6 protein-coding genes are annotated in these 13,753 nt (G+C 64.2%); 2 read left to right on the top strand and 4 right to left on the bottom strand.

The annotated features are described in order from the left end of the window. Positions 1-77 precede the first annotated feature (77 nt). From OG326_RS42090 to OG326_RS42075, 4 genes are all read right to left on the bottom strand, one after another. On the bottom strand, positions 78-341 hold the full coding sequence (locus OG326_RS42090; protein WP_327146999.1) for a transposase: 264 nt from the start codon (positions 339-341) through the stop codon (positions 78-80). Between the two features lie 217 nt (positions 342-558). Further along, a complete protein-coding gene (locus OG326_RS42085; RefSeq protein WP_327146998.1) occupies positions 559-9,294 on the bottom strand; it encodes a WXG100-like domain-containing protein in 8,736 nt (2,911 codons plus the stop codon). 41 nt (positions 9,295-9,335) lie between these two features. Beyond that, on the bottom strand, positions 9,336-10,523 hold the full coding sequence (locus OG326_RS42080) for a hypothetical protein (protein ID WP_327146997.1): 1,188 nt from the start codon (positions 10,521-10,523) through the stop codon (positions 9,336-9,338). A 48-nt stretch (positions 10,524-10,571) separates the two neighbouring features. Then, on the bottom strand, positions 10,572-11,483 hold the full coding sequence (locus OG326_RS42075; protein WP_327146996.1) for a hypothetical protein: 912 nt from the start codon (positions 11,481-11,483) through the stop codon (positions 10,572-10,574). A gap of 314 nt (positions 11,484-11,797) precedes the next feature. On the opposite strand from OG326_RS42075, the gene OG326_RS42070 reads away from it, so the two are divergent. Both OG326_RS42070 and OG326_RS42065 read left to right on the top strand, forming a co-directional pair. Beyond that, positions 11,798-12,592 (top strand): GNAT family N-acetyltransferase, encoded by a 795-nt coding sequence (locus OG326_RS42070; RefSeq protein ID WP_327146995.1) that lies wholly within the window; start codon positions 11,798-11,800, stop codon positions 12,590-12,592. 342 nt (positions 12,593-12,934) lie between these two features. Further along, positions 12,935-13,369, top strand: a complete 435-nt coding sequence (locus OG326_RS42065; protein ID WP_327146994.1) for a hypothetical protein — start codon at positions 12,935-12,937, stop codon at positions 13,367-13,369. Positions 13,370-13,753 lie beyond the last annotated feature (384 nt).

Here is a 13,753-nt window from a genome sequence, read left to right as displayed (position 1 = left end):
AAGCGAAAAGCGTTGCCCCTCAGGGGCTTGGGTGCCAGCGGTTTCGTCGATGTGTTCGGAGCCGGCGTACTTCACCATCAGATCGAACCGGGCCGATTCTTCTGCATCGCGGCAAAGTACGCCGAGGCTTTTACCAAGAAAGAGTTGTCTTTCTCCAGCTCGGCGACCTGTTTTCGCAGCCTCAAAAGCTCTGCGCGTTCGGCCACGTCCAGAGGTTTCTCCCCGTGGACCTCGACGGCGGCGATCCCGCGTCGCTCGTCCTTGACCCAGTTGCTGAGCAAGCCCTCGTTGAGGCCCAGTTCCCGGGCTACTTCGGCGATCGTGCGACCGGAATCGATCACCCGGTGGGCAGCCTCGACCTTGTACTCGGCCGTGAACGAACGGCGGCCAGCCCTCCGCTGCCTGCAGAGGAGAAGGTCGACCCGGTGTAGAGCTGCAGGAGGCCGGGATTTGCCGGACGCAATCGCTCGGGCATCCACAGCAGACGCCGCTTCAGCAAGGCGGGGGGTGGTTCGCTGTGCGGTTCGCCGGGCGTCGAATGGTAGGCAATTGCACCGTTCACTGCCCCGGAGGCAACCTTCCCACCCAGCCGGCCGGGGCCGGGAGCTGGGAACCATCCCATCGAGGGATCTCCGTGTCCGACGCCACGACCCGGCCGCGGCTCCACGGGGTCCTCGCAGCAGGTGTGAATCCATTGCCCGTCCACGCCAGGACGTTGAGCATGCGTCCCGACGCAATGACCTCGCCCATATCGTCACCGTCGACTGCCGCATCGGGAGATATTGATATCTGTTGTGTGACAGGTGATTCCGACGGATAGGCGACATCGTTGGCGATGGTGGAATCCGCGCCCGGTTCGGTATGCGGCGTCGTGGTCTCGGGTGTTCGGTCCGTGCCCCATCCCCTCGGGTCGGGGTTTTTACTGCCGGGATTGTGGTGGAAACCCAGCGCTTTATTGCGCAGTTGGGCAGCCGGTCCAGGGGGGCGGGGAAGTCGGAGGCGGTTCCCGAGGGTATCGATGTAGAAGCCGTCGTCAACGTACGCCGCAAGCACACCGCCCAGCCGCGCGTGGCTATAGGTGAGATCGGTCGCCCCTGCCTGCTGACCGACCCGCGTCGGATTGTCGAGTCCACCGCGGTTGTTGCCCGAACCCCGACCACCCGATCCTGAACCCGCAGCCTCGGTCGACGGCCCCACCGGCTCGCCGCCGCTCTCCGCCCGGCCGGTCAGCGGCTCACCCCCCGCATCGGACTGCGCACCACCGGCCGGGTTCGACGGAGTATCGCCGCCGAGCTCGGGCCTGTCGGCCTGTAGCGGCGAACCTTCCGGAATCGGCTGGACCACAGGCCCGCGAGGCGGACCTTCCGCCGACAGCGACGGACTGAGGTTCTCATGCTGTCCGATCCACGAGGGGTCAGCAGATTGGTCCACTGCCGGGAATCCCCATCTCACAGAGCTTCCCGCAGCTGGGAGTTGGCTTCCCCACCACGCCTCGTCAGGCAGCTGGAGCCAGTGGCCGCCCAACCGAGCCGCCCCACGTCGCGGTGGCCGCACAGGCTCAGCCGGATCGGCGACCTTCACCCGCGATGTACGAGTGCGATAAGAAGCCGCTGCCGAGGCAGCCGCAGTGGCTCCGAATATGCCGGTCAACACCCATCCCGTTGCCTCAATGCCGATCTCCGGCAGCAGGTAGTATCCCCCCACCAACCCGCCGATGAGGCCGCCTGCTCCGTTAGCGATCTGGCTAACGGAGATCGCGGCACCGATCACGCGTTCTGGAACGACCTTGGCTTGGTACTTGGAGAACTCTTTGTTCGTCGACATGACGGCCGCCCCGACCAGGACCGCTGTTATACCGATAATTGCCGGGTTGGTCGTGAGCGCGAGCTCCGCTGTCCATCCGGCCCACGACACCATCGTGCTCGGATGAAGCCATTTCAGGTTGAGCCGGTTGGTGAGACGCGACGGTGGCCTCGCAGCGAGCGCCGTCCCGGCAGCGCCGCCAGCCAACACCAGCCCCGATGTAACGGGCGAGTAGCCCGCTGAGTGGATGATGTCAATCAACTGCACGGTTGACGCCGCTCCGCCGATACCCCACGGAACCGAAAACATCGCGCAGGCGCGCAAATACGCGTCGTCCCACACGGCGCGCGCACCGTCGAGCAGGCGCACGCGGTTGAGCTGCTCCGCCGCAGGGACTGGCGGAAGCGTCCGCAGCGTCGCCAGATTCACGGCGTAGGACAGGGCGTTGCTCGCGAACAGTAATGGATGCGAGAGGTTTGCGATCACCGGGAAGATGAAATTGCCCAGCGTGCCGGAGGCATGCCTGTCCACCAGGGCCAACGTCATCGCCGCCACCTTCTCCTCGGCGGTAACGGCTAGACGGCGGCCATAGACCGTGGTGCTCATGCCGCCAAAGGTGTCGGCGACGCGGGTGACGACCAAGGATCCAATCAGACCAGCCGTGACACCAGGAAGGCCGAACAGCACCATCCCGCCTGCGACACTGGTCGCGACCAAGCCGGTCGCCGCGGCCAGCCGGATCGTGCGCCTGGGTTCGAATTTGTCGGCAGCATATCCAGACGGCAATAGTGCAAGCAGACTTGCGAATTGGGCGGCCGATGTGGCGAGGCTCACCAAGGATATAGAGCTGCTCGCTTGCTCTATGAGCAGGGGAATAACCGCAGCCAGCCCGGTGCTGCCCGCAGACGAGAAGGCCGACCCAGTGTAAAGCCAAATGAGGTTGCGGTTTGCCGACTGCAATCGCTCGCGTATCCACCGTATCCACCTCAGACTCCGGTTCAGCGAAGCTGGGGGCGCTTCGCGGGGCAGTTCGCCGGGCGTCGAGTGCTTGCGGACCCAGTTCAGATGAAGACGCCGCTTCAGCACGACCGGAGGCACTTCGCCAGGTGTCGAGTTGTGGACGAACGCGCCGCTACCTGCCGCCTCGGTTGGTAGTCGTGCTGGCTCGACGCCGCTCTCTACCCGGTCCGCTACCGGCTCAGGCTCAGCAACCTGCCGTGAATCGCCGACTGGGATCGAAGGGTTTTCGCCGCCGGGGTCGGAGCTGCCCTCCTGGGAAGGCGGGTCTTCCACCGGATTGGTTTTTGGTTGTCGACGATGGGTCCCCTTGCCTAGGAGACGCGCATCGTGTGGCTTGTCATCGCCAGAACCCACGTCATGTGGGGTGGCGGCATAAAAGACAGCTGCGGATCCGACGCTCTTGCGCGTGCGCGGCTTCCGTTCCGGCCGGTCGAGCACTTCCTCGGGACTGGGCAAGCGGGCGTCCGAGGGGAAGGCCGATATCTGGAAACGGGACGACACGGGCACCTGCGCCAGGCCCACGGGCGTCATCCTGCCGGGTGCTGCCGTCTCCTCTGAACGTTCCTTTGTCCCTGGTGCCGCGATTTCCCCCGCAGTCCAGGGCGTGGACCTTCCGGCTGCGGGGAGTTGGGTGCCACCGAACTGCGCCAGATCGCGCGGCTGGAGCAGGTGGCCGCTTAACGGGACGTGCGCACGTCCCGGCAAGTGTGGTTGCTCCGAGCCTGCAGGGGACTGCTGCGACTCGCCCGTCGTGCCGTTCGACGAACGGCCCGCGCCTTTCGACACAGCCGACTGCTGAGTCCGGCGGGATACAGTGCTGTGCTGACCGCCGGGACGCCCGACCGGGTCACCCGGGGGCGGGGGCTCACTGGGGGCACGGGGCTGCTGTATCCGAGGCCGCTGCGCGAGGGTGCCAGGAGCCGGCGGTGCGTGGGCGGGGTTGTTGCGCAGGCCGCGATGGGGGGCCTGCAGTTGTTCTTCGGCGCGACGTTGCAGCCTCGGCGTCGTCTCCTCCCGCAGTACCCGCACGGCCTCGTCGAGATGGTTGTTGGCCTTGCCGATGGCTTCGCGGGTTTCCGCCGAGGGAGCGGTTTCGTACCCGGCTGCAGCCCGGTCCCGCTCATCGACCGCATTCAGATACTGAATGATCTCGCGCGTGGCCTGGGCGTCTTCGATCTCGGTGCGGTAGTCCTCCGGCGAGGTGTAGATCTTCGCCGATCCGGGCGTACCACCGTTGACCCGATCCTCACCCGACCCGCCGCGCGCGGAGCGCCAGATCGCCTGTAACAACACCCGTCGCGAAAAGGCCGGGCCGCCACTGATTCTGGTAAATACGCCGCCGAGCTCCTTCGCCTCCGCCGTCGGCTTCGGATCTGTTCCCCGTGCCCCCGATTTGTTGATGAACATGATGCTGCCCGGCTTCCCGAACTTCTCCACCAGGCGGCCGGCCTCACGTTCGGCGCCATCCCCGCCGCCGTGCTCCTCATACCAGCGGGCGTCGATCGCCGAGTATCGCAATTTCACCCCGTCTGCGATCTGCAGGCCATGTTCGGCCGCGTAATCTTTCATGCGCCGATCCACGATCGCGTCGACCCAGTCCGTGACCCCACGCTCAGGCAATTTCTTGTCTTGCCACCGATTCAGTGCGGTCCTGGTCTCCTCGACCATCCGCCCGCCGCCCGGCTTGTCGACCACACTCTCCACTACACGTTCGTGGGCTCCGTGAATATCCTTGTTGTCGAGCATGATGTTCCACTGCGTCCGGCCTTCCTGCCGGATATCCACAATCGTGCCGTCTTTCACGACAAACGAAATATCCGCGGTATCAACGACATCGGTCGCCATACCCGCCAGCTTCTTCTCGTGGGTCGTGTACTCCGCAGGAGCTTCCTCGAACAAATTCGATTTGTAGAACCTCGCGATCGCGGGCACCCCGAAGTAGTCACCTCGCTCGTCGTGTGTGCCGCCCCAACTATCGTGGATGGCCTCTGCCACTTCTTCCGCCGTGCCCGACACACCCTTGGGGTTCTTCAAAAACCGGCTACCGATCCACTGCTTCAATGACATCGTCAGTGAATCCTCCGGGTGATTGGCCCGCACCGTCACCCCCTCGACGATGTCGAGATACTGCCCCAGATCCTGCAACCTTGTCGAGGTCGACTTGTCCCGACCCCACGACAGCTTGTCGGTGGTCTTCGAATCGATCAGCATCACCATGTCGTGCTCGCGCGAGGTGTTGTAGTCCCTGTCGCGTTCCAGGCCCCACCTCGCCAGCGCGAACTTTGCGAAATGCTCCGCGTCGGCGAGCACCGACTCCGGATCCTCGGTCGCCCGTGCAAGCTTCTCGAATGCGTCGACACTCAGCCGTGCATGCCACAGACCACGCGTATTCTCCGGCCTGCCGAAATCCTTATCGGTCAATCCGTGTGCCAGCACGGCGATACGGAACTTCTCATACACATCTTTCAGATGCTGTTCCGTCTCCGGCTCCGCGTCGCCGCCAGCACCTGGCGACAAAATAGCCCGCGTCTCCCCATCGAAGGCGGTATCGACCTCGTCGAAATTCCCTACCCCCTCCGGGATCGGCTTGAATCGCCGCGGCACCTTGTACTCGTCTGCCACTGCGTCCAGATGATCAGCCAACGCATCCAGATGCGGCTCTGTGCGCAGCCACGCCCGAAGGTCCGCCACCACCTTCTCCGACGCACCCGCGCGCTCGATCTCGTCGACCATCGCGTGCGCTTCGTGCAGCCCGACGAACAGCACACCTTCCTTCGTCCCGACCACGAACAAACTCCGGTTCTCCTCCAACGCTTTCCAGGCCCACTGCGGGAACGGCTCGTTCTCCTTCAGTGTCACCACATCCACGCCCGAATCCGGATGCTGCGATCCGAGGAAATTGGTCACCTCGCCGACCATATCCATCACCAGCGGATCGCTACTGGTCAGCGTGGTCGCCACACCATGCACCCGGGCGTCCCGATACCCGGCCATGACCACCACCAGCGTCTTGCCCTCCCCGCCCTTCATATCCGCCGGGCCGAACTCGGTCAGCACATACGCCAGCATCTGCGTCTCCCGCGGTGTGCGCCCGTCCGGATCACGACGCGTCATCCACTCCGACATTGCCGCCACCCGCTCCGCGCGAGAACCGTCGCGCGCCATACGATCCACCACATCGTCGGCCGCTCCGGGACCGATCATCGGGTCCGTCTCACTTGTCCGGCGCAACACTTCGTCGCGGAACGCGAACGCCGCCTTCTGTACCGCATCCGCAGCTTCGAGCGCCTTCCTCGATGCTCTTCTCATCGCCTCCCTCTTGTCCGCGAGCCCCTCCTCATACGCGTCTCGATCCGGTGTCTTCGCGTTCTCCACCGCTGCCAGACGTTCCTCGATCACCCCCAGCACCGCACCCTTGAAATCCTCAACCGCCTGCGGGTACGCCGCCTCCTTCGCCTCCAGGTCCCCTCTGAGGTCCTCCACTCGCGAAGCCGCTGTGGCGTCGGACTCACGTCGTCTCAACACCCCCTGCCAGTCAATGGATCGCCGCGCGACTTCCCTGTCGAACCCACGCAGCGACCGCCATCCCGACACCGCCTCGCCACGCCCGGTCCTTACCGCTTCCAGGTCATCGGAGCGATCCCCGGCGGCAGTCAGCAGCGCCTCATGCTCAATCAGCTCGTCCCGCAGGTTTTCCCCACCCTGTTCGACCTCCTCGCGCAGCAGCTTCAATTCTTCGTGCCGCGGCTCGTTGCCGGTCCGAGCCTCCTCGTATCCTTTCCGGCTGTCCTCCAACGCATTCCGCGCCGCCTCGACCCGACGCCCGGAAGCCGCAATGCTGTCGTCGAGCTTGCCCTTCAGACCGGCGTCGAGCTCGGCTTTCGCTGTCTCGTATTTATGCCTGGCGTCCTTCACACCATCTCTGGCCGCGTGCAGATCGGTGCGCGCGTTGTCCATCTGCACCTCGGTGGTCTCGCGCATGTGCACCGCCGCCTGTTCGGCGGCATCGACTCTCGCCTCCGATTCGGCCTGCTTCGCCTCGTAGCGTTCCTGCACCGCATGCTGCACTGCAGCATCGTGCTGGGCCTGCCCGGAATCGAACGCGACCCGACTGTCATGCACCGCCGCCTGCGCCCGGGTCACGGCCGCATCCAATTCGGCTGCACGCCTGTCGATCTCATCCTGCAGCGCCGAACGGTAATCCGCGTCCGCGCGTGCAGCCGCTTCCCGGAACGGCTTCAGCTTCTCCGCTACCTGCTCGTCGACCTGCGTTTCCCGCCGCAGCAGCTCCTCGACGGAACGCGTGTGCTTCCCGCCGGACAGCTCGGCCCGAACCCGGCTCTGCCGGGTATCGTTCTGCGATACTTCGCTATTGAGCTGATCGCGTGCCCGTTCAGCCTCGGCATTCAACTGCTCGACATGCTGGTCCTCAGTCACCTCGCTCGACAGGCCGGGCTTCTGCTGATCGCGGTGAGCCTCAGCAGCGTCGAGCTCGACTTGCGCGGTGTCCAGTCTGTCCTTTGCGTGTGCAAGCTCCGCGCCCGCCTGAACTACACGCGGGTCCTCGATAGCTACCTCATGTTCCAGACGCGCCCGCAATGTCGCTTCGTTCGGATCCATTTCGGTGATTTGGTGAACACCATCCACGCCGGCCGCATCCGTGTAAGCCCCATCGGTATGGGCCACATCCATGCTCACCGTTGCATCGGGGACAGCGTCGGTGCGGATCCGATCGCCAGCGAGACCTGCTGTCTGCTCTGGATTTTCGGCGCCGCCGTCTCGAACGATGCCGGAATCCTCAGAATTCGATGTTTCAGCGGGCACGACATCGCTGCGGGATTCGGGCACGACCGGCGCAGAGATACCCGATCGAAAGCCTTCGGCGGCAGGAGGTTTCAGCGCATCCGCTGCCCTGGGACCAGGCACGGTTAGTTCGGCTACCGGTCTCGGGACGGGAGTCTGCTCAGCCCTCGGGCGGGCCGTCGACGGTGGCGAATCGCCCCGACCAGCGGAGTGACTTATCTCTCCGAAGCCGCGGCCGATACTGCTGTGTGCGGCGGTGAAGTCCGTCTTGCCCGCATCCCCGAGACCGCCCTGTTCAGCTGTCTCATTGTTCTCGCGCGTTACCGACCTCGTGCCGGCCGGATCTGCCGGGACGTCGAGGCTCCCGGTCACGTCGAAGGGCTCGCGGGTCTCAGCGTCGGGGATGGGATTGTCGCTCGGTGCCCTGGGGAATTCGTAGAACCCGGTACGACCGACGGTGACAGGCCCGGAACTCTCGAGTGGATCGTTGTTGTTCGTCGGCCCGTTCGTACCGTTGCCTGCCGCAGCCTCGTCATCCTGATCGGCAGGCGTCGGCGGCGGAACTGCGGGGAGAGCATCTGCCCCGGCGACGGATATGGGAGAAGGGTTGCCGCCCTTCGATTCCGATGTCGGCGCGCGCATAGCGGCCGCCCCGGCGGTAGCGGGTGTTGCGCCTCGCTCGGTAGCGCCCGAGGACAGCGGTGTTCCAGGTATGACGAACCCGGCCGCGGCTCTGGCCGCGCTCGCCGAACCCCACGCACCGCCGACAATGCCGGGGGCGAGAGCAGCGACACCGTTGGAAAACAGTCCGCCGAACGAGAGTCCCTTCCCAAGCTTCGACAGACTCTGATCCTCAACGGCCGCTGGGAGATTGGTCGCGAGTATGTTTGCGGCCCCACCGAACACACCGCCGAGAAATCCGCCGTACCCGATGTGAATCAGGCTGACGCCGACCTGCGCGATGACCCGGCTCCATCCGCTGCTCCGGTCTGTGACGAAGTGTCCGAGACTTTTCGCCATCCCTGCGCCGAAATACGCACCGGCGACACCGCCCGCGAAGCCTCCCGCTGCGTCAGCAGCGATCTCCTCCAAATTGAAGCCGCCGTGTCCCTCGATGGACTCTTTGGTATCTGCGAACACCGTTGGGAGAACACCCCATACGCTGCCGATCGCACCCATCTTGATGATCTTGCCCAGAATTCCGCGTTCCGCGGCGCCCTCCGCCGCATGCTCGGCGACTTCTCTCTCCGCGAACTCTGTTGCCGCCCGGACGGCCGCTTCCGCTGCGGCTTCATCAGCAACAGCCTTGGCGCAACCCCCTGCGGTGAGGAGTATTCCGTCCAAGATCAGTTGGCCGGCAAGAGTGACCATGGAGAACTCGACGATATCTCGGGCGTGTTCCACAGAGTCGGCCGTTTTCTCGGCTTCCGCGGCCAAACTCTCGAGGTAGTCAGCGACTGTAATGGTGTTCTGTGTGTTCAGTTCGCCGTTCTTGTAGAGGGCATCCGCGCCGGCGCCTGTCATCACGTCTGAGATTCGCTCGACGCACGCCTCATGACGATTTCCCTGCGCGCGCAGTTCTGCTGCCGCCTCTCGGCACGCTTTCGCCCGCAGGCGCAGATCATGTTCGTTGGTTTGGGGCCAATGACCGCCGAGCAGGTTCACCACAGGCTCGGGACAGTCGAGAGGAATTGGGGGTGGCGTATTTGTCACTTGCCGCCCAGAAGATCACCCAGTACTCGGGCGACGGTCGAATACACTTGCTGCGCATCCGATCCGAGGACCGGATCGCTCAACTCAGCAGCGGCATGCCTGGTGTCGACAATCGCATCGGGCTGTCGTACAGCCGCCGATTTCAATACGAGCCATGCGACAAACACACCATAGTGCGCGGCTAACAGTCCGCCGATCGGCGGACTGTTAGCCGCACTGACGGCACCTTCAGGTTGAGCCCTCATGGGATCGGATTTCTTGGCCGTAGCTGGTTGAACCGGCTGTTCCGGCGATCGCGAGGGCGGTGCACTGCTCGTTCGCGGTGCGGACACTGAGGGGCGTTGTGCAGGCGAGGTCGCAGAAGCCCCGCTTGCGGCTGCTGCCTCCTCCCCCGCCGCAGCAGCGCCTCGCCCAATGGCCGATACCGGTGTGGCATCCGACGGCAAAGCCCCCTTCTGTCCCGAGCCGGCGAACGATGTCACCGAAGGCCCAGACAATGGTGTGGCGGCAGCAGTCGCGGCGGGCGACCGGCTTGGACCGTTGGGCAACAACGCTTTCGGAGCCGTTTGTCCGACGGTGAACGGCACCGAGTTCGAGGCCGCGGGTGTGTCGGTCAGCGGGGCCGACTTCTGGGCGGCAGGTGTGCTGCCCGAGTCAGGCACGTTCGTCGAACCGGGCGCGTTCGCGGAACCACTCGGGGGGATTTGGGATACAGCGGGTTGTCCACTTGCTGTTGGTTTTTCGCCGGCACTAGCTGATGTGCGCTCAGCTACCGGCAACTGCGGGCTCACCGGAGATTCGACCGGGCTCTGTTGAGGCCTCACGGCTGTCGACGGAGCCTGTTGCGGTGCCGCATTGCCATCCGATGCCGAGCCAGCTCCCTGAAGAGTAGGAATGGTTTCGCGGTCGGCAAGTGTGACCGAGTTCAGATATGAGGAGATATTCTGTGCTTCCCCGGCCAGGCTTTGAACTGTATCGCGAAAATTGACCAAACCCGTTTGTTCAGAGGGAATATAGGACTGCCCGAACGCACGACCGGTGGTGTCAGCGCCGAAGTCAGTCCCCTGCTTCGTCAGGAACAACTGAAGTCGTTGCAATGTCTGTGCGGCGTCGGCCGCGATGCCCGCCAGATCCGATGCCAACACCCGCGCAGCATCGTCGTCCACCTGCAGCTCATTGGCCATACCGTCTCCTGCGCAGAAGCCAAATCGGCGCCTGATCGTGCATTCACTTTAGGACCAGTACGGCGTCCCGGTGTCTCCAGTCATGGGAAGCCCATTCCTGGTTGGTGCCCTGCGTTCGGTGCTGTTCTGCGCGACCGAAGAGTAGAAATCCCACAGCGCGTCGCCGTACTGCACTCCGGGTCTGGCCACGGCATGCGGGTAGTACTCGGACTGGTATTCCAGGGTTTCGCTCAGCATCAGGCTGGTGTCTTGGAAGGGGGTGCCGCGTCTGATACAGGCCTCGAATTCGCTCTGGATGAGGTGGTGATCGGTCCCGATATCGGGACCGCCTGCGGACAATGTCTCCGCACGAGCCTCGCAGCGCTCGAGGCAGGCGTGCACTTCTCCGATCAGATGACCTTCAAACATGTTGTTCGCCCACTCCTCGGCCGTGGTGTCGTACTTACCCCGGGTGGTACCCCAGAAATGCTGGTTGGGGCGGTTCACGTGCGAGATCCAATGGGCCAGGTCGCCGACGGCCACGGGATCGTCGAGTGTCGGGTCGATCAGAATCTTTTTCGCGGCGTGATCGACGCGAGAGACGCTCCCCGGCGCGGCTCTGCCGACCATCCAGTTGTCGTGCTGCACCTGGGTCAGCCTGCGCGACAACAACGGTGACAGTTCGATAAGCCGGTCGGCGTCCGGGCCCAGCCCGGAAGGCAACGGTTGAAAGACCTCTCCGTCATAGGAACCGTACGTCCGTAACACCGGCACATAGCCCTGTACCTCATAGACGAGATTCCTGTGATCCCCGGCCGGATCGAACAGCTCTTTTTCGAATTGTCGCCGACTCTCCGCGTCGATGGCGGATTTGCCCGCCGCCGACGAGCGCACGCCGCCGCCGATCTCTTTGAGCTCGCCCGACCCGCCGGCGGCGCCTTTGCCCAGCGCCGACTTGAGTTGTCGGGCGACTGCCGACATCGCCTCGCCCCACCTTTCACTCACACGGTGTGAGCATTCCCTACCGTGTGCCCGGGCGGTAAGGACGTATGCCTGGCAATGAGAACCGCCCGGTGTTCCAGCGTGGCTGCGGTGCGCTGGTTCGGAGGGGACAATGATGCGGACAGATCACTCCGCCGCTTTCGACCTGCCGCATGACATGTGCTTCAAGGTGAATCAACCCCGTTGTCGCCGGTCGCGGAGAGGACCGCGCAGCCGGCCTGCACAGAGGTGCGATCCAATCGATAGTCCCACGAAATATGCCACCCCACAACACTTTCCGTGGAGAGACGGTAATGTTCACTGGGATAGTTCGTGCATGGCAGGGGGCGCGAGGTGCCGAAATCCAGGGGCGCAAGCCGAAGAAGTCCGACACTGCTCGCCGCGGGTCCCTGCGTCGCGTATCAGCACCGGCCGCGGCGAAGGAGATCGCCGTCGGACCGTACCGGATACGCCCTGCCCGAACCTCGGAGGAACTGAGCGGGTTCGAGCGCTGGACGTCGATGGCGGGCGCGGGGGGACCGAAGGTGGCGGCGAACCTGGTTCGTGCCCATGCCGACGGATTCCTGGGTGAAGGTCTGCGCGATCCCGACAGTAGCTATCGGCTGATGGCGGCCGCGGTGACCGGTGGTGACGTCGATGCTGTGGTCTGGGCGCGTACCGACGCGCTGGTCGCCACGCTGGACGGACAGATCGTCGGTGGCGCACTCGTCGGGCCGGCCGCGCAGTTCATCTCCGACCTCGGCGAAGCGCACGATCTCAGCACCACGGCCGTCATGCAGGCCCTGCTGTTCACATCCAAACTGCATCTGGTGGCCATCGACGACGACCGCCGCCGGCGCGGCCTCGGCCGCGCCCTGGTGCACGCCGCGACTTTCTCCGCGTACCGCGGCGGGGTGCAGATCCTGTATGGCCAATTCCTCACCAGCGACCAGGGATTGGCCGACTTCTACGGTCGGCAGGGCTTCACGGTGATGCCGCCTGCCACACCGCTGAACTTCTCTCACTGGCTGGACGGATTCCCCGGGGGACCAGCGCCTTTGGCGAACGAGACATTCTTCTACCGCCTCCTGACCACCGACTGCTTTTGACCTGCGGCTCTGCGGACAACTCGCGGTTCGTCGATGAGATGGCCGAATGGGCGATGCGCGTGTCGGTCGATTTCCTGTGTGCGGTTGTCCGCCAGCCGGTCCGAGCTCGCCCCGCCCACGCCGGGGATGAGTGCTCCACGGATAGAGACGTCGCAGACTCAGCTTCGGCGAGACCGAATAGCAGTCCATAGACACGCATACGCCCGCCAATCGATGCAGATCGGTTGGGGGCCTTGATATGTGACGAATTGTGCCGACTTATAGCGTGCCGCGAAGTCGATAGTGAACCATGAGCCCCGGTCGGGATTGAACCGATATCAGCCACATCTCAGGGGGAATCCGTTGTCCGAGAAGAAAAAGCCTCGCCCGGTCGCTGGGTTGCTCGGCCTTGTCGTATTTGTCGTCGTGATATTCGCAGTGTTCTCGAGCTGCGGCTCGCACAACTCATCGAGCAGCGCACCGGCAGGGCAGTCTGCCGAGGATGACGGCGCGGTCACCGATCCACTCGGCCCGGGGGCGCCGGCGCCGGCGGGCCTCTCGTGCGCTGAAATCGGCGGAGTTTTCGTCGCACACGGAACCGATGGCCGTGGCGACTGCGAACCGGCGGATCAACGCTCGAAATGTCATGTGCCTCCGGGTGAGCAGGATGATCAGTATGTGGCCTATTTCGTTCTCACGCCGCCGTTCCCGAAAGGCACTGTGGCCCAAGCGATGGTGACTGCGGACCTGGCTACAGCCAGCAATGCGGATTGCTGGAAGATGCCGTTAGCGCAGTAGCTGCGCTGGATCGTCAGTTCAGATTGCGTGCTCGGCGGGCGGCACGAACATCCGAATCATTTGCAGCAACTACATGCCGGGTGATCGGCAAGGCCTAGGAGGATCCGCTGATGGGCTCGCACGCTGGCTCCGGTGCCGGATTCGTTGGCTACAGGCCCAGATCGACGATCGGTTCCCTGGTCTGGGCTTGTCTCCGGTGTCAATCGACATCTGGGTGATGTGTGGCCGACGGTGCCGGGTTCTCCGCGGGAGTACATCGACTTGCAAGGATGGGTTTCCATGGTTGGGAGGCAATGTGTTTCACGCAATGAAGGGTCTGCCCGTAGGTTTTGGGTGGGTCGAATGATCTCCCCTCCGATCGTCTCGGCCCGGCAACTCGGTGCG

Origin of the sequence: Nocardia sp. NBC_01327 (assembly GCF_035958815.1) — a bacterium.
Taxonomy (GTDB): Bacteria; Actinomycetota; Actinomycetes; order Mycobacteriales; family Mycobacteriaceae; genus Nocardia.
The sequence above is the reverse complement of the archived record's forward strand: the minus strand, read 5'-3'. Positions and strand labels throughout refer to the sequence as shown.

Bases quoted from the DNA above. Each gene is read 5' to 3' on its own strand.
- OG326_RS42080 (WP_327146997.1), bottom strand. From the start codon at position 10,523: ATGGCCAATGAGCTGCAGGTGGACGACGATGCTGCGCGGGTGTTGGCA.
- OG326_RS42075 (WP_327146996.1), bottom strand. From the start codon at position 11,483: ATGTCGGCAGTCGCCCGACAACTCAAGTCGGCGCTGGGCAAAGGCGCC.
- OG326_RS42070 (WP_327146995.1), top strand. From the start codon at position 11,798: ATGTTCACTGGGATAGTTCGTGCATGGCAGGGGGCGCGAGGTGCCGAA.